Origin of the sequence: Nostoc punctiforme PCC 73102 (assembly GCF_000020025.1) — a bacterium.
Lineage (GTDB): Bacteria > Cyanobacteriota > Cyanobacteriia > Cyanobacteriales > Nostocaceae > Nostoc > Nostoc punctiforme.
Map to the genome: position 1 here is coordinate 1,158,342 of NC_010628.1, position 19,599 is coordinate 1,177,940.

Genomic DNA, 19,599 nt, shown 5'->3' on the forward strand with positions numbered 1-19,599 from the left:
AATAATCCAATGATCATGACCATAGTACGTAAATTTACAGCCGTTTTTTTAGCTCTGAGTTTGTGTGTCACAACTGTCGCTTGTGGTGGGGGAAACGAAACTACTCCTCCCGCTAAGAACGTTAGCCAAAGCTCTACTAACACAAAGCTGAGTGATGGAGAGTATAAAATACAACAAGCTACTTATGACGATGCAACTGGTGAATACAGCTTGTTTTTACTTAACAATAATCCCCCAACCTTTGCAACCGAAAATTTGCAAATGGCACGGTTAACTGATGATGAAATCAAGCAAGGTAAGAAGACCTATCTGAAGGTAGAAAAAGGACAACCGATTTTATATCTAACGGAAGACTTTAAAATAGATTACGTCCACAACGTTACCGAGAATAAAACCAATCCCCAAACAGGACAACAAGAGACGGTTGTAGTCCGTCGAGAAAATAGCTTTTGGTCTCCATTTGCTGGGTCTGTGGCTGGTAGCTTGGCGGGACAGGCAATTGGTAGTATGTTGTTTAGACCCCAGTATTATGTACCCCCTGCCTATTATCCAGGACAAGGATTAAGTGGCTTCGGTGGATATGGTGGAAGCTATGGCCAAGCAGTCCAAAGTTACCAAAGTCGTTATAATGCGCCACCCGCAGCAGTGACAAATCGGACTGCGTTCCGCAATACAGGGACGATTAGAAGGTCATATCCTGGAAATACAAATATACGCAATACACCGCGTAGCACTACAGGTAATAACCGTCCTTCTGGTTCTGGCTTTGGTGGTAGTACGTTGCGACCCTCTGGTAATTCCAGCACTACCAGACGCAATTCTGGCAGTGGTTTTGGTAGTGGACGTAGTACAGCACCCCGCCGCTCAAGTGGTTTTGGCAGCAGACGACGTTAGAAAATTTTCGATTTAATTAAGTAGACTGCCTAAGAAGTTAAAGTAATGTGTTGCATAAAGAAGCCGGAGGGTCATAGGTCAATCCTCCGGCTTCTCTTTATATCTATGCAATTCGCGCTCAGAAATTATGAATTATTCGGTCAAATAATAGGAAATACTAAATATAAATAATGCTAAAAGAACAGGAATCATTTTATTAAAATCTATTTGCTTTTCTTGAACTATTTCTAAACAAGACATCGGAATCATTAGGGGCCAAAAGATAGTTGTTACCAAAAACATCACAACTGATAAAAACTTATCTTCTGGAGTTGAAGCAGGATGACGTAGAGAAAATATTAACCAATTGATTAAAAAATAACATGTCATTAACAGATAACCAATAGTTAAAGTCAGTTGTATCTGATTCACCTTAAGTACTCCTGAAGTTATGTGAGCTTCACTAAACATCAACCGTACAAAGTTATAACATATTTGGTTTTCTTCCTCGCTCTGGAAAACCATAGTATCCTTATATACTAAATAAGTAACATTCTTGTTATGTCAAATTTCTCTTGCTGTTTGTAGAGCCTCATCAACCCTCTTTGAAGAAACTTTTTAAATTTTGGATGATGAATATTTATATAGCACGCTCCAAAATTTAAAATTTGGTTAGCTATGAGAGTAATAATTAAGCAGTCTTAAAAAATCGAATAATTTCGCGGACATGATCGAGAAATTGACCATCGGTGGAAAGTTGCGCGATCGCAGTTCGTGCTTCTCTTGCCAAACGTTCATGTTCAGTTTGATTTGTCGCCCGTAATTCCTCAAAATTAGCTGCAATCCGGGCTAAATCTCTGCGAGTCTCTTCGGCAAAGCGTTGTTGAGTTGCGGGTAATGAATAGGGTTGTTCTGGGTTGAGTTGATCTTCCAACGACTGGATTTTTTGCTCCAATATCGAGAAGCGATCGCGCAATTCAAAAATATCTTCGCGTGGATACTTCCATTCTTGGCGAATCATGGCTAACCGTGCATATAAATACTCATAAGCTCGAATAGCTGGACGCAGAATCGTTAATAACAAAGCTGCACCAGAGCTTATATATCCCACCGTACTAATACCAGTGGCAGCAAGGGTATAAAGACCAACGGCTGAAAATAAGTGTAAAGCAATGGCAACCCAGAGCGATCGCTTTGCCAACGATGTGACATACTTCACTTGTTTCTCATCGACTGGAATTCCTTTCTCAGTTGATTGTGCTGCTTCTGCTAAGACTTCTTTGGCTTGAAAATGCACATTCCACGGTACCGTAACAATTACTAACAGCCACCAAAAACTTGCACCACCAATCACCCAATCAAGAAAATTACCAGCAGGGATGTGCAACCATTGCAGTAAGCCAAAAGCTGTTAGCACCACAACCACAATTCCTGCAATGGAGCTGATGAAAAAGTTAATATACATCTTGCCCTGTCTCCGGTGAAACTATACCTCGATCGTGACTCTAACCCAGAGTTATACGTAAAATATTGTGATGGTTTTTCTGTTTGCACACACCAACTTTTCGATGAGATAGCTACGCCAATTAGGTTGAGTATCTTTGCTACCTTTTTGTGTAAAGTAGCAACAGACATGATTGTGATGGTTTTTCTAGTTGCACATATATAAATAAAATAAACCACTGCTTAGAAACAAAGAAGTGAGAAATAATGAAATACTGCTTTGTAGAGTTTCAAGTAGATGATTCCAAAAGATTCAATGATCTTTGTAAAGTTTTCAACGAAATTAAAAAAGATAAAGACAATAATTTTTGGCGTAATGAAGAAGATTGGCTAATTTTTTTTGACCGCAAAGCATTATCACATTTTTGGTGGACTAGCGAAGAGGAAGAGACTGAATATTTCCGTCGCTGGTTTGCAACACCTGTGGAACAGAGGTGGACAGATCCTAGCCTCGAAACTCCTTGGGACTTTTATTCTATGTTTGATGCTTTTCAAAATGGTGAATATCAATTAATTGCTTGTAGAATGGTTTCTGCCAACAGAGCTAAACTTGAGTTTGAACCCTTTAACTATCCCTATGGCGGAACTGGTGCAATACAGGCGTTAGTTGAATCCTTCGATTTTATAATTCTTGCAGAAGACGACGGTACAGGATACACAAAATTTAACCTGTAGTTTGGGAAAAGAGTGAGAAAATTCAAACCTTTCCCCGTCTCTATTGAATGAGATAACTACGCCAAATTGATGGAGTGTCTTTACTACCCTTTTCTGGAATTAGCGATCGCCAAGTTTTACCTTCTTGCTGAATTTGCAAGTAAACATCAAAGGGTTGTTTTGGTTGCGTCAAGCGCCGTTTTGGTAGCTTAAGAATCAAGTCGTAGGTTCCCCGAACGTGGAAAGCCGGTAAATTTTCAATCGTTAGGGGTTGTTCTTGGGTAATTGATAGCCGCTTGATTTCAAATCCTTGAAAATCTAGATCCAACTGTTGGCTAAGTTTTTGTTGAGTTTGCTCTAGCCCAAGTGCGATCGCTTTTTGCACTAACTCGCTAGTCGGTAGCAATCCAATACTGCCACAAGCTGTAACTAGCATCAGCAATATTGCTGTCAAAACTAACCGCACTATGTTATTCACTGCCTAATCTGCTATTTTCTTCCTTATCAGTTTAACCGGACGGGTTGCTGCTTTTTCCGCGTTGAGTAATTTAGGAATTATGCAGACAATAGCCGAAAGATTTTAATTACAGATAAGGGCAATTTATGAATTGCCCCTGTTGTTAGAATTTGGTAACGAGATTTTGATTTTCATTGAAGAAGGCAGGAGCCAGAAAACAGTATTCCTTCTGCCTCGTGCCTTCTGCCCTCTGCCTTTCTAGATAAATTTTGTAAATCTTTAAAAAATTTGTTCTAAGCGTTGGAAATCGCGTTGCACTTCATACCAGAGACTTTTATTATGGGGGTCTGTTTTCAAAGCTTTTTTGAGATAAATTCTGGCTTTGAGCAATTGGTTTTCAGAAATTAGCGCCCGTCCCCAAATTTGATAAGTGATCGCTTGCCATTGGCGAACTTCTGCATCTGTTGACAAACGATCTGCTAAAGCTTCCACCAGTGCGATCGCTTGCGGAAATCGTTTCTCTTGCAAGAATCGCTGCAATTGTTCATAAGTCTTCCACTTCAGCCGTTCTTCTATTTCCAACAGATTAGGCGGCTTTGGTTTCCCTGGTTGCTGGTTTACCACCGTTGTGACTGGTGTTTTCTGTCGCTGCGTTGTCTTAGCAGCATCACGCCCAGTTGACACCTGAGTTGAATGTGCAGCAGTTTCCTCTGGCAGTACTACCGTCAGCAGGAGTTTGTAAGCCTCTGTCAAGGCAATAAACTTATCTTTGGCTTTGTTGTCATCTGGGTTGATATCGGGATGATATTGCTGCGCCAATCGTCGATAAGACGCTTTGATATCAGCAAAAGAAGCTCCCGATCTTAAACCTAGCAAACGGTAGCAATCTCCAAGATCCATCTTGAGCTATGAGCTATCGAATATTTAGCTATCGGCTATTATCTGTCAGTATTCAGCTTTAAGCCTGGACTATTAATGATAAAGGCTAATTTTCTATTTTAAAGTTCAATGTTGACAGTTTGTTTGGGAATGGGCATTGGGCATTGGGCATTGGGCACTGAGGATTGGGAATTGGGTTATTAATTCTGCCCCCTGCCCTCTTCTCCCTGCTCCCTTGCCCCCTGCCCCTTGCTTCCCTTACTCGCCTGCTACTATAGAGGTTCGTTCTTCAATCACACGGTCAATTAAACCGTATTCTTTAGCCTCTTCAGCAGACATGAAAAAGTCACGATCCATATCTTTTTCAATTTTTGCTATGGTCTGACCGGTTTTATCGGCATAAATGCCATTAAGCTGGTGACGAATCCGCAGAATCTCTCTAGCTTCAATTTCGATGTCGGTTGCTTGTCCACGGGTTCCACCTGAAGGCTGGTGAATCATAATCCGTGAATGAGGCAATGCTAGGCGCTTACCTTTGGTACCAGCAGCTAACAGGAAAGACCCCATTGAAGCAGCTAAACCAACGCAAATAGTTACTACATCTGATTTTATATGTTGCATGGTGTCAAAAATCGCCATGCCAGATGTAACCATTCCACCGGGAGAATTGATGTATAAATAAATATCTTTACCCGGATCGTCAGAGTCCAGATACAGCATTACAGCAATTATTTGATTGGCAATTTCATCATCAATATCTCGCCCCAAGAATATAATCCGTTCTCGGTAAAGGCGATCGTAGATGCTAATCCAATCTGTATATTGTCCACCGGGCATCCGGTAAGGGACTTTAGGAACGCCTATAGGCATAATTTACTCCGTTTTTAATTAGTCATTAGTCATTAGCCATTAGTCATTGGTCATTGGTCATTAATAATTTTTGGTTATTAACAAAGGACGAATGACAAAGGACAAATTAAAGGACACTGGCTGGGAGGGGGGGATTTGCGAGTTCTTCTTTCTCAAAAACTCGATCGATTAGACCGTATTCCTTCGCTTCATAAGGTGTCAGATATAACAGCCGATCCATGTCTTTAGTAATTTTTTCTCGGGGCTGCCCGGTAGTCTGATGTAAAATATCAACTAACGCGCCTTTGTTTACCAAAACTTCCCTTGCCCGAATTTGAATATCCGTTGCTTGACCTTGGGCGTAGCTCTTAGGCTGATGCAGGATAATCGAAGAGTGAGGCAAACTAGCGCGGCAACCTTTTGTCCCAGCACTGAGAAGCATGGCTGACATACCCATCGCGGAACCGACGCAGATGGTATGGATAGGAGGCTTGATATATCTCATGGTGTCATAGATGGCGAAGGCTTCGGTTTCAAAGCCAATGGGTTCGCCACTGTAACCAGATGTACCGGTGGAGTTGATATAGATTTTAATGGGCTTTTCTGGGTCATCGGATTGCAAAAACAGCAACTCAGCCACGATTAATTCCGTGACAGCAGGCACCAGTGGCATCCCAATATAGACAATTCGCTCCTTCAATAAGAGGGAAGGTAAATCTGGCGGTGGTGTCCGGTAAGAGCTATCGCCGTAATATGGGGCTTGAACAGCTTTGATTGGGGAAATGTCCATAGCAACTGATCGCCTGAAACTATGCCGTTAACTGTAATACATCCTAGCGCGATGCACGCTTCCCTCAAGGTGCGGATTTCTCCCTAATGCTTCAGGTGGCTTTGCATCTGCCAATGTTTGGCTTCTAAGATATTCTGATTATATTCATGTATTTGTGTTGGATAGGTTTTCCGTAAAGCTAAAGTGGTGCTTTGAAGTTATTTATTAATATGTATATCCTGAATAAGGACTTTAAGTTATGAAGGTTAGCTTGCAGCCTGCCTTGAATGATGGTAATTTAGACGCGAATCAACTGAATAGTCAACGTCAGTTGGGAATTTCGATTTCGGCGATCGCAGAGACTCAAGACCGCCATGTGCCCCTGAATTTATGTTTAATTCTGGATCACAGTGGTTCTATGAATGGGCGATCGCTAGAAACGGTGAAAAAAGCAGCGAATCGTCTGGTAGATAGACTTAATCCTAGCGATCGCCTCAGTGTTGTAGTTTTCGATCACCGTGCCAAAGTCTTAGTACCTAGTCAAAGTGTCGAAGATCCAGAAAAAATCAAAAATCAAATCAACCGCCTAGCCGCCGATGGTGGAACTGCAATTGATGAAGGATTGCGCTTAGGGATTGAGGAGTTGGCGAAGGGAAAGAAAGATACTGTTTCCCAAGCCTTCTTATTAACCGATGGGGAAAATGAACATGGTGATAATAATCGCTGTTTGAAATTTGCCCAATTAGCTGCTAGCTATAATTTGACTTTGAACACTCTGGGCTTTGGTGACAACTGGAACCAAGATGTTTTAGAAAAAATTGCTGATGCTGGTTTAGGGACTTTATCTTACATTCAAAAGCCGGAAGAGGCAGTGGATGAGTTTAATCGCCTGTTTAGCCGCATTCAAACAGTGGGATTAACTAACGCTTATCTGTTATTGTCTCTGATGCCCCATGTCCGGTTAGCGGAACTTAAACCTATTGCCCAAGTTTCCCCAGACACAATTGAGTTACCACTGCAACAAGAAGCTGATGGACGTTTCGCTGTGCGGTTGGGAGATTTAATGAAAGATGCAGAACGGATAATCTTAGCTAATATTTATTTGGGACAATTGCCAGCAGGTGAACAAGCGATCGCTAATGTACAAGTCCGCTACGACGATCCAGCCGCCAACAAGGTAGGTTTAGTTACACCAAATATCCCAGTTTATGCCCATGTAGTGAGAAACTACCAAGCAGATCCGAATCCCCAAGTGCAACAGTCAATTTTGGCATTAGCTAAATATCGCCAAACCCAGCTAGCCGAAACGAAATTGCAACAGGGCGATCGCTCTGGTGCAGCAACAATGCTACAAACGGCTGCTAAAACTGCTCTGCAAATGGGAGATACTGGGGCGGCGACGGTGTTGCAAACTTCTGCCACTCAGCTACAATCTGGTGGAGATTTATCTGAAAGCGATCGCAAGAAAACCAGAATTGTCTCCAAAACAGTTTTGCAAGATACCCCTCCTCAATGAAAGTTAAATTGCTCTCGGCGTTAAATGACAATAATGTTGATATGGCTCAAACAAATAGCCAACGTCAACTAGCAATGACGATTTTTGCAATCGCTGGCGAGTTTGACCAAAATCTGCCCCTTAACCTCTGCCTGATTCTGGATAGAAGTGGTTCTATGCATGGACAACCGATTAAAACGGTGATTCAGGCAGTGGAAGGATTAATAGATCGGTTGAAAGTTGGCGATCGCATCTCAGTTGTGGCTTTTTCCGGTTCTGTGGAAGTCATTATCCCCAACCAAGTTATTGAAGACCCCGAAAGCATCAAATCTCAAATTAAAAGCAAACTTAGCGCTAGTGGCGGCACTGCGATCGCTGAGGGTTTGGAACTGGGAATTACAGAACTGATGAAGGGCACAAGAGGAGCTGTTTCCCAGGCGTTTCTGCTGACGGATGGGCATGGTGAAAGCAGTTTGCGGATTTGGAAGTGGGATATTGGGCGAGATGACAATAAGCGCTGTCTCAAACTGGCGCAAAAAGCTGCCAAACTGAACCTAACTATCAACACTTTCGGATTTGGTAATAGCTGGAATCAAGATTTGCTAGAAAAAATTGCCGATGTCGGTGGTGGTACTCTAGCTCATATTGAACATCCTGAACAAGCTGTGGAGCAATTTAGCCGACTATTTGGCCGGATTCAGTCAATTGGGCTAACAAATGCCTACTTGCTGTTATCTCTAGTGCCGAATGTCCGATTAGCAGAATTGAAACCCATTGCCCAAGTTGCCCCAGACACAATCGAGTTACCAGTGGAACGAGAAACTGATGGTAGCTTTGCTGTACGTTTGGGAGATTTGATGCAGGATGTAGAACGGGTAGTTTTGGCGAACATTTATTTGGGACAATTGCCAGAGGGGAAACAAGCGATCGGGCATCTGCAAATTCGTTATGATGACCCAATGGTTAACCAAGAAGACTTACTTTCGCCCCTGATGCCGATATATGCAGATGTAGTGCGGGCGTATCAACCAGCATCTAATCCCCAAGTTCAACAATCTATTTTAGCATTAGCGAAGTATCGCCAAACCCAGTTAGCCGAGGCGAAATTGCTACAAGGCGATCGCACTGGTGCAGCCACAATGCTACAAACAGCAGCTAAAACCGCTTTGCAAATCGGAGATAAAGGTGCGGCGACAGTATTGCAAACTTCCGCCACTCGCTTGCAAGCTGGAGAAGAACTTTCCGAAGCAGACCTCAAGAAAACTAGGATTGTATCAAAGACCGTTTTACAGGAATAGTAAAAATTCAGCGTTGCTGATTAACAGTATGAAAGTTTCGCGCCACAGTTTTGGTTTTTCTGCTGGGGCATAATGAACGAAGGTGAACAGCCAATCAAGATAACCTACGATTACTCAAAAGACCATAGACCGGACTTAAAACAATGATGGTCTATGACTTCGCTACATTTTTCTATTGGGTATAAATCCCGGTTGTTACCTTTATGACCTGGTTGACCCCCTCGCTTTTTGGTGTAGCAAATCCGATACTGACTTGTCACTCGAAAGAAGCTTTTGCGTCATGTGTCATATTTTATGACACACTGTGTGTCCCTCGCTGACCTTAATTTCCTCTGCTACCCCTACTTATTGAGCCGATATATTTGGCTAACTTTCTTAATTAGCAGTGGATTATTCAGATTTAGCTGGTGTGTGCGAAGTCTCGGCCCTAGCGTTTCTCCTGGTCACGGTTATACTGCCATCATTGCTGATTGTATTGGTCGGTTAAACCCATCAGGTATTATTTTATGCAGTCTTTTTATGGCACTTTTGTAAATAGCCAGCAAATTAGTGCAGATTAAATTAAGACTTCCTTTAGCTTTAGCTAGGATGTTTCAAGGTATTTTATTCTTTTTCTTTTAGCAGCAGATATATTAATTTACAACCGAGTAAGAGTGATATAAGTGGTGAGTAGGGGAGCAGAGGAGCAGGCTCCCTTGTCTCTTCTTCATGCCCAATGCCCAATGCCCAATAACTAAATATTTAAGGAGATTTAATGTGTCTAATTATAAATTAGCGCCGTTCCTAAAGATAATAACTATTGCATTGATTGCTGGTGTAAGTAGTGTGGGTATCAGTCTGCTTGCAGGCACAACTAAACTTGACCGTCTGTTGGGAATTCAAAAGCCAAAAGGTGAGAGTGCTAAAACGAGTTTAGGTAGGGCAATGAGTGCAGATACACAGTCTATTACCCCAGCTACAGACCAGATGAATGAAGTACCAAAGACTTTTCAGGGAACAATTGTTTATCAAGCAAAACTAAAAGCAAATGAGAAAGTCATCGCCTTAACTTTTGATGATGGCCCTGGCCCAAAAAATACGGCGCAGGTTTTAGAAATTTTGAAGAAAAATAATATTAAGGCAACATTCTTCATGGTTGGAGAAATGGTGAAATATTTTCCCCAGATTGCCAAGCAAGTGGCTGCTGATGGTCATGTAATTGGTAATCATACATGGCATCATTGGTATTTTCAAATGGATGGAGCGACTGCGGCTAGTGAAATTGATCGCACAGCAGATATTATTTACAAGACGACTGGAGAGAAAACTACTCTGTTTCGTCCCCCTGGAGGCTTTCTGAATAATGGACTAGCCCAATATGCCAGAAACGAGAAGTACGCTGTCATGATGTGGTCAGAACAGTCGGGAGACGCTGAACGTCGTTCGCCTCAAGTGCCAATGCTAGTCAAAAATGTGCTGAAATATGCAAAATCAGGTGCAATTGTACTGTTGCACGATGGGGGCGGTAATCGTTCCAAATCTGTCAAAGCTTTACCAGAAATGATCGCAGGTTTGAAGGCTCAAGGCTATCGATTTGTGACAATTCCCCAATTGCTGGAAATGCAAGCTCAAGAAGAAAGTGCAGTAACGGCAGTATCACCTGTAATCACAAATCATGAAAATCCAGACCATTAGCTTAATCATCAGTGACAAACTAAACTATTGGGCAACAATGCCATTGTTTCGACTGACAATGCTATTGCATCGGTCTGCATTAACGTTGCATCGACTGACAATGCTATTGCATCGGTCTGCATTAACGTTGCATCGACTGACAATGCTATTGTATCAGCTAGCAATGCTATTGCATCGATTGACAATGCCATTGTATCGGTCTGCATTAACATTGCAGCAATCTAAAATCGAGTTTCATACTGAACTTGGAATAGATTTTCATCCCCTAAATTAGTTGAGCCTCGCATCAAAATTTCATCATTGAGTCGATAAAGGACGTTATAACGGAAAGACTCATCGCTAGAAAGAGGACGTGATAAAGAAGCAGAGAAATTTCTATTAATATTAAACACACCTTCTGCTGATAAATTCAGAACTGAAGCTGTCTTTGTTTCATTACTAGTAGTAGGGGTAGGGAATATCCGAAATTCGCTGAAACCAACAGCTTGACCGATCGCAGTAATAGTTCCTTGTAAACCACCTAAAATGGTAGAACTAGCGAAGTTAGTCAGCCCTTGTCCTGCATCTGCTTGACCGAAAGAACCAAGAATCGAGCCACCTAGCAAAGCAACTATTTCTCCACGACTACGGCTAGGTTCACTTGTCAGTTCCAGATTGTCGCCTAGTTCACTAGCTGGCCCGTCCACTCTTGCTTGAACGCGAACGGTACGTAAAGTACCGAAGTTAGTCGCAGAAACATCGCTGATTTCAGCAGACAATGGTGATTCCAAAATTCGGCTGTTCGTTGCTGATGCTTCCGGTACAATCGCAGTAAGCCGGACATCCAAAGTAGGGTCAAGTCCTTGACTTGGGGTAAACCGCGCAGTTTGTTCGTAGCCTCGCGCCAAAGCAAACTCAGTAGAAAATAAGCTCAGTCGTCCTCCTGTCAAACGAATCAATCCTTCAGGAAGTGGCTTGGCTAATGTACCATTGATGGTCAAGTCGCCTTTTGCCTCAAAGTTCAGTATGGGCTGACTTAATGCGGCTCCTCCTGGTACAAAGCTTAGTAGGGGCTCAGTGGTAACATGAATATTCTTGTCTAAACTCAACTTTAAATCTGCAAACTGTACAGGTAAATTAGGTGGAGTTGCTGCACTAGTGCTAGTATCTCTTGTTGCAGTTACTGGGCTAGCGTTATTCTCTGGTGTTGTCAGTGCGCTAGCGCTACTTTGGGCTGTAGGTATAGCATTAGCGTTAACCTGTTCTCTATTTAGATTTATGACGTTAGTGTTAGCTTCTGTTGTAGCTGCTGATTTTGCTTTAGCAGTAGAGTTTCCAATAATTACCTGACCATCACTCAGCTTAATATCTCCACCAATTACAGGTTTTAGGGCTGTTCCGCGAATTACAACATCGCCGCCAACACCGCCTTCATACAGTCCTGCAAGCTTAAAGTTGAGTTTGTCTGCTATTGATATTGTCAAAGGATTCGCTGCGCTTGGCTGAGGATTGAGAATTGGCAGGATGCCTGATGCAGTTATTTGCCCTTCATTGTAAAGAGCTTGAATGTTCTTAACACTCACCGTACTACCATTAAATTGTGCTGTCCCTGTCACATTCGTTAGGGGTTTAGATAAAGCTTGAGCGCTAATAGTTGCATTGTTAACTGTGGCGTTTCCATTAATAGTTGGTTCGTTTAAAGTACCCTGAACATTTAAGTCTACTTTTCCTTGACCATCTACCCAAGTAACTTGATTATTAGTAAACAGATTTAATAGTGCCAATCCTTCATTGTTCACATCGGCGTTGATGCTGATTTGATTGCTATCTGGTTGCACCTCGGCAAATGGTAACGGCGCAGGTACGCTACCTGTAATCGTAATTGGTTGTGTTCCTGTTACTAGTAAGGTACTGTCGAAATTCAAACGAGCATTGTTGTAGTCAAAGTTCACCTGTCCGCTTTGTACAGGTTGCTGGTTGAGAGTCGCATTCGCCAGTGTCACATTCCCTTGCGCTCTGGGATCTTGTAAACTACCTCCTAATGTGGCATCAGCATTTACATTACCAGTGATATCTATGGGATATCTTTCGATAAAAGGTTGTAAAAGTGATAAAGGTAAGCTTGCTACATTCAACTTTCCAGATAGTTGCTCAGTTCCTAACTGTCCCAAAAATGCCACCAGTCCTTGATTGATTCCAATACTCAAGGGCGAAAGTGTGACTATTCCATCGGCAAAATTGCCTTGAACAACGACTTGATTAATGGAGTATTCCCCCCATTTCCAGTTAGCACCTTGGAAATTAAAGCCGACATTCAACCCAGATTTTAATGAGCCATTAGCTATAATTCCTCCACTCAAAGCACCCGTTAATTCTGCAAGGGTGGGCAAAGATAAGTCTCTTTTTGCCTCTACTTGCTGTTGTTGTGTTATCGATGTTGCAATTTTTGAAAAATATGCAAGCTGGGTGAGCAAATCTGCATTGGGCAAACTGATAGGCTTGGTATCAAGTACCTCTGCTCCAGCTAAGGTTGGAGGCTGCAACCCGCTACCAAAGTCTTGAAAGTCGAAGATATTAAATGCTTGTAAAATTCTCTCAATTCTGGCTTGGTCTAAGTTAGCTTGGAGTTGAAATTGCGGGTCATTCCCTGTTTTCACATTTCCACTTAAAGCGATGTTGCTATCTCCAATCCGCAATAGACCATTAGCCAAGCTAGCAGTGCCATCAGCATAATTAATGCTGCCGCGAAATTCATCTGCTGCAACTCTGGCAACACGAGGCCCTGCGATCGCAACGTCTCCCACAACTGCATAATTATTAAGATTGACAACTAAATTTCCTGATAATTGCCCCGCCAGAGGTTTCAATTGATTGTTAGGTAAAAAGCCCCCAATCAAAGCTATGGGAAACTGTTGAGCGTTGATGAGCAAGTTATCTCCCTCAGTTCTACCTGTAGTAACTGTCTCATCCCGCTTGACTAAAAATGAAGTTGGACGATAATCTGCACCCAGGTTAAGCGCAATCCTGTCTTGCTTCCCGGCTAATCGCAGACTTGCTCCTTGTCCTCCCTGAAAATTCACGTTTCCAGTTAAAAGTGGGTCAAAGGCTAAATTACTAACCTGGAAATTCCGCAGTCGGATGTTGCCATTAGCTTGCGGAACATCTGGAGTACCTGTAACTTTTCCATTAAAATCAAGTACCCCCGCTAACGCTACGTCTCCAGGAACTTGAAAACCAGTATTTTTTAAGTTGAAGTTCTGTGCCAGTACGTTTAAATCAAATCCCGCAATTTTAGGTGCGCCTGTTGGTGGAGACTGAATTGCGATCGCACCATTAGCACTCAATCCTGGGGTACTTGCGTTTTCAACTATAATCTGCTGTCCATTCCACTGAAATTGAGCGGTGAGCGGTTTTGCCAGCAGTGCTACCCCCTGGGAAAGGCGGATTTGCCCGGCAGCGCGAATATCTGCAAGCTGGAAAGATTTTGTTGTGCCTGCTAACTGAATATTGCTATTGAGCCGTCCTCGCAGTTGTGGTGAGAAACGGTTGAGTTGAATTTGAGAAGTTTTGACAACTCCTTGCCAGCGTTGTTGTGCAAGTTGACCTTGAGCCACAATTGTCCCACCTGCCACGTTCAACACCGCACCTGGTAAAAGGATATTCTCTCCCTGTTTAGCAACAACAACCCTTGCGTTAGTGGGATAGGTCGCTGTAGGCGCTTGCACCTGTGCTACTGCTTGCAGGTTGCTCAGAGTGCCGGAGATATTGGCATTTGCCGATACATTCCCAATGGTAATGCCAGGTGATGATTTGTATGCTTTTGCGATCGCATCTCCTGGTAAATTTTGGGCTTGGACATTCAACGCCACCCTACCTTGAGGTGCAAGCTGAAGTTGACCGCTAGCTATTACTTGCCCTCCCACCTCTGGATTTGCTTGAACGCGAGCAACATTGACGTTTAAGGGTTTATCCAGAGAACCAGAAACTTTAGCATTCGCAGATATACCACCAAGATTCAGCGGAGTTGAAATATTGTAACCTTGAGCGATCGCGTTTCCTGGTAAACCTTGAGCTTGAATACCTATATCTACTTGACCTTGGGGAGCTAGTTGAATTTGACCACTGGCTGTAATTTGCCCCCCTGTTGGCGGCGTTACCTGAACACTAGAAATATCAAGGTTCAACGGCTGTTTACCAAGTGAGCCAGAGACTTCTGCTTTTGCCGAGACATTTCCAACTGCGATCGGTAAATTAACATCATAGCCACGTGCTAATATATCCCCGGATACACCATCAACTTGAGCATTAAATATTACGTCTTTTTTGCCTCCTAAATTAGCTTCACCGCCTCCTGTAATTTGACCACCAGCTGCGGGGACTATTTTCAAATTGGAGACAGCAAGTTGAGATGCCGTTTGAGAAGCATTCAAGCGGAAATCAGTATTGAAAGTGTTGAAGAGAATGCGGTCAACTTGAATAGGTTTTGTGTTGCTTACCGTACCGCTAACGATTGGTTTTTGAAGTGCGCCTAACACCTTAATATTTGCTTGAACTTCGCCACTAGCTGGAACTGACGAATTTACATTCAATGTATCTAAGATATTTTTAGCACTAACTGGTTTTATCTGAGCAGAGACATTAAAACCAGTTTGAGTATTAATTGTTCCATTAGCTAGAATCGGAACTTTACCAAAGTTCGTATTCAAATTTTCTAAAGCAACTGTCTGACCTTGAAATGAAAATCTTCCATTAAAATTAGAAATTTGCTGAGGAATATTTTTAATTTTGGCAGTGATTTGATTAGCAGTAGCCGTGCCTGTAATTGCTATGTCTGACAGTTTGGGTGGAATCTGAACTGCTAAGTCAGTATTTAAATACCCTGCTTGCAAGGCAATTGGTAACTCAATTAATCGACTTATATCAGATGCTTGTAAATTTTGTGTTGAAAGGTTGAGGCTAGTTGTTTGAGCTTTTAGTTGGGTTTCCCCAGTGATTTTTACTCCGCCTCCCCTGTTGAGTTGACCATTGATGTCATAACCAATTCTTTGATTTTGATCGAAAAATCGGGCAACACCACCAACTTGATTTAATATTACTGAACCTTTCGGTCTAGTTGGTGCGGCGAACGGCATCAACTCCACATTTCCATCTTGAATCTGAAGTGTTTGCAATTCGGTTTGAATAGCACCTTTTCCTTCTCCAGCCTTAACTTGGGCTGTAACCCAACGGCCATCTCGATCCTGTTGGATGTAGACACTGGGTTGAACTAAGGTTACATTTAATACTAGTTTTCGATTTAGGAGAACTTGCAAGGGCGAAAACTGCACATCCAAAGCTTTTGCTACCACCTGGTCTACATCGGTGGTAGTTGCTGGTATGGATAAAGAGCTAAATCTCAAACTAGAGAGCGAAAAACGTTCAACTTTACCTACTTTTACTGGTCGCCCAAGTAATTGTTCGAGATTTTGCTGCACTAATGGCGCTAAATCCTTATATACATAGCTTCTAGCCCACCAAGCACCGACTGCAATTCCAACCAGCAAAATGACACCGAGAGCCAAACTGGTACGTCCTAAAAGGAGGAGCCATAAACGAGGATTAGATGGTTCCTGATTATTTTTTGAATTTGGAGAGCGCGTCATTATCGTTACTAGTACCAGTACTTTTTTCTGGAGTGAGCCGAGAGACAGGCTAGTACCGCAAGGCAGAATTAAAAATTAAAAATAGGCATTTCGTTGATTTGGAAAGGGTGGTTTATTTACACCGTGCTGTACTAGCCTCAGTTGTATCAGTAAGTTACAAACTATGGTTTCATAATATGAAGACTTTCGCAAGAACTTTGCGGCAAGCTACTTTTATTCTCCAGGAGAAGCTGCCCCAATGAGACGCTTTATAAATGTTTTATATTATTCCATAATCTTGCATAATTCCTGAATATATTTTGTGATAATTCCTCTATATACAACCCTGGATAGAAAATTAAAACTCTGTATAATCTAACTTAATATAGATGACAGAAAGTAATTTTAAATTTAAGAGTAATCTAGAGTTGAATGAAATTCCTGAAGCTAGATTTAGATTCTCCGTTCTTGAAGAAATCGGGAATTTGGGCAGCAATTTTACTCAATTAATACTAATTTTGTGTATAGTGATGAATTAGGCTGAATCTATTTAGAAAAATTATGGATTATAGCTTAATCATGGTGGTTTAAATAATTAGAAAAATTTAGCTTATTTTTATTTAAAAAAGACAACTTATGGTTGATTAATGCACCCAGATATAAAGGTAAAATGAGGCATCCATTTTTATTCATTAATGGGATGCGAATGTCTACGACAAACTACATGAACGCAGTTACAAAAACCCAGATAATTTTATCCACTAATTCATCAAGTAAAAATTGAGATTCCGGCGGTGCTACTACACATCAACACGCCGGAACTATATCAAGAAAAACTGCTTAGTATTAGACAGCAATAATTACTAACAAGATTATCGGCTTATCTAAAAATTTAGGAACCTGAGCTTTTAGATTACTCCATCGCCAACCCGATCATTGCTCGCTTGAATCATCAATCATTTCTGGTACTAAAGCTGGGTTACTCTTGCGTTCTTCTGGCGATTGCTCCCGAATAACATCGTCGATTCTCGCAGGGTGTTTGATTTTGTCCAGTAGTTCTGGACTTAGTTGCGACGGTTCACCTTCTGGATTCGATTTTTCAGCTTGACTAGGAACTGTTTCCTTATTCATCACTATTTCCTAAAACTTATACGCCAAGCTTAAGTCCTTCTGTGGTGAGGCACACACTATCTTGAGACTTATTTCACATAGTGGTAGGTAACAAGTTCTGTTGCTACCTGGGTTACCGATTCTCTAAAACTTCATGAGTTTAGAAGCGATCGCGTGCCTTGTGTACTAAAACAAAGTCAGTTACATTAAGTCCATAGGAAAGCAGTTGACAAATAATTTGTCGCTCTACATATACATGTACACTACATCGGGATGACTGGATTCGAACCAGCGGCCCCTTCGTCCCGAACGAAGTGCGCTACCAAGCTGCGCCACATCCCGCCATAAAAATGGCATTGTAAATTAAGAATATCACAACCCGTGCCAAATGACAGAATTACATCTATATATATGATCGCTTCACTCAAGGCTTTGCTTGCTACGATTAAATTTGTATAACTCTAGTGGTAAAAGCGGATTGTGACTGTAAAACCAGACTGGTTGCGGGTAAAAGCACCTGGGCGTGAGCGCATCGGTAACGTTAAAGACATTTTGCGGGATTTATCCCTCAATACAGTTTGTGAGGAAGCATCCTGTCCGAATATTGGCGAATGCTTCAATGCCGGTACTGCTACGTTTTTGATTATGGGCCCGGCTTGTACACGCGCTTGTCCCTACTGCGATATTGATTTTGAGAAAAAACCGAAACCACTAGATCCCACGGAACCTGCACGGCTAGCGGAAGCTGTTCGCCGCATGAACCTTAATCATGTAGTAATCACTTCTGTAAATCGAGATGACTTGTTTGATGGTGGTGCATCTCAGTTTGTTGCGTGTATTGATGCGGTTCACTCTGTTTCACCTAACACCACAATAGAGGTGCTAATTCCTGACTTGTGCGGTAATTGGAATGCTTTAGAGTTGATTCTACAAGCAGCGCCAGAGGTATTAAACCACAATACCGAAACTGTTCCACGCCTGTATCGCCGGGTGCGTCCCCAAGGAAACTACGATCGCACATTAGAATTATTACAGCGAACTCGCCAACTCTCTCCTAGCACATACACCAAATCCGGGATTATGGTTGGACTCGGTGAAACAGATGCCGAAATTCGTCAAGTCATGCAAGACTTACGAACCGTAGATTGCGACATTTTGACAATTGGGCAATATCTCCAACCCAGTCAAAAACATTTACAAGTAAATGAATTTATCAATCCAGAACAATTTGTTGCTTGGAAGACATTCGGCGAAGAAATCGGATTTTTACAAATTGTTTCTTCTGCATTGACAAGAAGTTCATATCATGCGGAACAAGTCAGGGAATTAATGGAACGTTATCCCCGGAGCTAATTTTAGATTTTAGATTTTAGATTGCTAAGAGAATAGGGTGATTGGGTGATGGGGAGAATGGTGATTAATGACTAATTCAAAATCTGTAGCAATTCTTGGTGCGGGTGCTTGGGGTGCATCTCTGGCAAATCTCGCCGCAGCGAATGGTCATCAGGTGCGCGTGTGGTCGCGTCAAGGTTCCCAAACTCTCCAAACAGTGTTAGAAGATGCCCAAATAATCCTATCCGCTATCTCAATGATTGGTGTGAGAGATGTTGCTTCCCAAATCCAGTCTTTCTCCCTTTCTCCAGAGACGATTTTTGTGACGGCGACCAAAGGCTTGGATCCCCAAACCACTTGCACGCCGTCGCAAATTTGGCAAACAGTATTCGCTAACCATGCAGTGGTTGTTTTGTCTGGGCCTAATTTATCTAAAGAAATTCAACTAGAGTTACCAGCAGCAACAGTGGTAGCCAGTAATATTCCCACAGCTGCGGAAGTAGTGCAGTTAGTATTTTCTTCTCATCGTTTCCGGGTATATACCAATCCCGACCCCTTGGGGGTGGAACTAGGGGGAACGCTAAAAAATGTGATTGCGATCGCAGCTGGTGTGTGCGATGGTTTACATCTAGGAACCAATGCCAAAGCTGCTTTAGTCACCCGTGGACTTACAGAAATGGTTCGCATCGGTAACGACTGGGGTGCAAAGACGGAAACATTTTATGGATTATCGGGTCTTGGAGACTTGTTAGCAACCTGCAATAGTCCCTTAAGCCGCAATTACCAAGTCGGCTACCAGCTAGCTGGTGGTAAGACACTTAAAGAAACTCTTGCAAATTTACAAGGAACAGCCGAAGGAGTGAACACTTGCCAGGTTTTGATGCAACGAGCCAAGCAACAAAACATTCCAGTTCCAATTACTGAGCAAGTTTATCGATTACTTCAAGGAGAAGTCACACCCCGACAAGCGCTTGATGAACTGATGCTGCGAGATATAAAGCCAGAGTACAACTACTAGAGCATACCCATGCTGTAGCAGGTATGAATTGCCCCTACAGCATGAGTATGGTTTTGCGTAAATCATATTCAAGTTGAAATTGACGGGT

The 19,599-nt window shown here is 42.3% G+C and carries 16 protein-coding genes and 1 tRNA gene; 8 read left to right on the top strand and 9 right to left on the bottom strand.

The features are described 5' to 3' along the window. Positions 1–9: 9 nt before the first annotated feature. Positions 10–894: a hypothetical protein gene (locus NPUN_RS04995; protein WP_012407734.1), complete on the top strand. Its 885-nt coding sequence runs from the start codon at positions 10–12 to the stop codon at positions 892–894. Positions 895–1,026: 132 nt separating this feature from the next. Here the strand turns inward: NPUN_RS04995 and NPUN_RS05000 are convergent, their stop codons facing one another. Together NPUN_RS05000 and NPUN_RS05005 are read right to left on the bottom strand one after the other, a co-directional pair. Then, a complete protein-coding gene (locus tag NPUN_RS05000) occupies positions 1,027–1,344 on the bottom strand; it encodes a hypothetical protein (protein WP_336884924.1) in 318 nt (105 codons plus the stop codon). A 220-nt stretch (positions 1,345–1,564) separates the two neighbouring features. Beyond that, a complete protein-coding gene (locus NPUN_RS05005) occupies positions 1,565–2,338 on the bottom strand; it encodes a hypothetical protein (protein WP_012407736.1) in 774 nt (257 codons plus the stop codon). Positions 2,339–2,583: 245 nt separating this feature from the next. Between NPUN_RS05005 and NPUN_RS42475 the strand changes: the two genes are divergently transcribed. Then, a complete protein-coding gene (locus NPUN_RS42475; RefSeq protein WP_012407737.1) occupies positions 2,584–3,051 on the top strand; it encodes a hypothetical protein in 468 nt (155 codons plus the stop codon). Between the two features lie 40 nt (positions 3,052–3,091). Here NPUN_RS42475 and NPUN_RS05015 read toward each other — a convergent pair whose 3' ends face one another. From NPUN_RS05015 to NPUN_RS05030, 4 genes are all read right to left on the bottom strand, one after another. Next, a complete protein-coding gene (locus NPUN_RS05015; RefSeq protein WP_041565918.1) occupies positions 3,092–3,499 on the bottom strand; it encodes a hypothetical protein in 408 nt (135 codons plus the stop codon). Between the two features lie 267 nt (positions 3,500–3,766). Next, the gene (locus NPUN_RS05020) at positions 3,767–4,387 is read right to left on the bottom strand and encodes a J domain-containing protein (protein ID WP_012407739.1); all 621 of its coding nucleotides are present in this window, start codon (positions 4,385–4,387) and stop codon (positions 3,767–3,769) included. Between the two features lie 237 nt (positions 4,388–4,624). Next, on the bottom strand, positions 4,625–5,236 hold the full coding sequence (locus NPUN_RS05025; protein WP_012407740.1) for an ATP-dependent Clp protease proteolytic subunit: 612 nt from the start codon (positions 5,234–5,236) through the stop codon (positions 4,625–4,627). A 106-nt stretch (positions 5,237–5,342) separates the two neighbouring features. Then, the gene (locus NPUN_RS05030; protein ID WP_012407741.1) at positions 5,343–6,005 is read right to left on the bottom strand and encodes an ATP-dependent Clp protease proteolytic subunit; all 663 of its coding nucleotides are present in this window, start codon (positions 6,003–6,005) and stop codon (positions 5,343–5,345) included. 238 nt (positions 6,006–6,243) lie between these two features. Between NPUN_RS05030 and NPUN_RS05035 the strand changes: the two genes are divergently transcribed. The 4 genes from NPUN_RS05035 to NPUN_RS40370 all read left to right on the top strand — a co-directional run bounded on the left by NPUN_RS05035 (position 6,244) and on the right by NPUN_RS40370 (position 10,725). After that, positions 6,244–7,500: a vWA domain-containing protein gene (locus NPUN_RS05035; RefSeq protein ID WP_012407742.1), complete on the top strand. Its 1,257-nt coding sequence runs from the start codon at positions 6,244–6,246 to the stop codon at positions 7,498–7,500. Next, positions 7,497–8,777, top strand: a complete 1,281-nt coding sequence (locus NPUN_RS05040; RefSeq protein WP_012407743.1) for a vWA domain-containing protein — start codon at positions 7,497–7,499, stop codon at positions 8,775–8,777. Before NPUN_RS05035 ends, NPUN_RS05040 begins: the two co-directional genes overlap by 4 nt. A 708-nt stretch (positions 8,778–9,485) precedes the next feature. Then, positions 9,486–10,451 (top strand): polysaccharide deacetylase family protein, encoded by a 966-nt coding sequence (locus NPUN_RS05045; RefSeq protein WP_012407744.1) that lies wholly within the window; start codon positions 9,486–9,488, stop codon positions 10,449–10,451. Further along, the gene (locus tag NPUN_RS40370) at positions 10,432–10,725 is read left to right on the top strand and encodes a hypothetical protein (RefSeq protein ID WP_148220248.1); all 294 of its coding nucleotides are present in this window, start codon (positions 10,432–10,434) and stop codon (positions 10,723–10,725) included. The genes NPUN_RS05045 and NPUN_RS40370 overlap by 20 nt, the downstream gene beginning before the upstream one ends. Here NPUN_RS40370 and NPUN_RS05055 read toward each other — a convergent pair. The 3 genes from NPUN_RS05055 to NPUN_RS05065 all read right to left on the bottom strand — a co-directional run bounded on the left by NPUN_RS05055 (position 10,673) and on the right by NPUN_RS05065 (position 17,503). Next, complete coding sequence (locus tag NPUN_RS05055) at positions 10,673–16,072, bottom strand: translocation/assembly module TamB domain-containing protein (protein WP_012407745.1); 5,400 nt, start codon at positions 16,070–16,072, stop codon at positions 10,673–10,675. The two genes, NPUN_RS40370 and NPUN_RS05055, sit on opposite strands and share 53 nt — an antisense overlap. A 912-nt stretch (positions 16,073–16,984) precedes the next feature. Then, a complete protein-coding gene (locus tag NPUN_RS05060) occupies positions 16,985–17,182 on the bottom strand; it encodes a hypothetical protein (protein WP_012407746.1) in 198 nt (65 codons plus the stop codon). A 247-nt stretch (positions 17,183–17,429) separates the two neighbouring features. Further along, positions 17,430–17,503 (bottom strand) — tRNA-Pro (locus tag NPUN_RS05065). A gap of 138 nt (positions 17,504–17,641) precedes the next feature. Between NPUN_RS05065 and lipA the strand changes: the two genes are divergently transcribed. Both lipA and NPUN_RS05075 read left to right on the top strand, forming a co-directional pair. Next, positions 17,642–18,514, top strand: coding sequence for a lipoyl synthase (gene lipA / locus NPUN_RS05070; RefSeq protein ID WP_012407747.1), 873 nt, complete (start codon positions 17,642–17,644; stop codon positions 18,512–18,514). A 67-nt stretch (positions 18,515–18,581) separates the two neighbouring features. Next, positions 18,582–19,511: an NAD(P)H-dependent glycerol-3-phosphate dehydrogenase gene (locus NPUN_RS05075; protein ID WP_012407748.1), complete on the top strand. Its 930-nt coding sequence runs from the start codon at positions 18,582–18,584 to the stop codon at positions 19,509–19,511. The last annotated feature ends 88 nt before the right edge of the window (positions 19,512–19,599 follow it).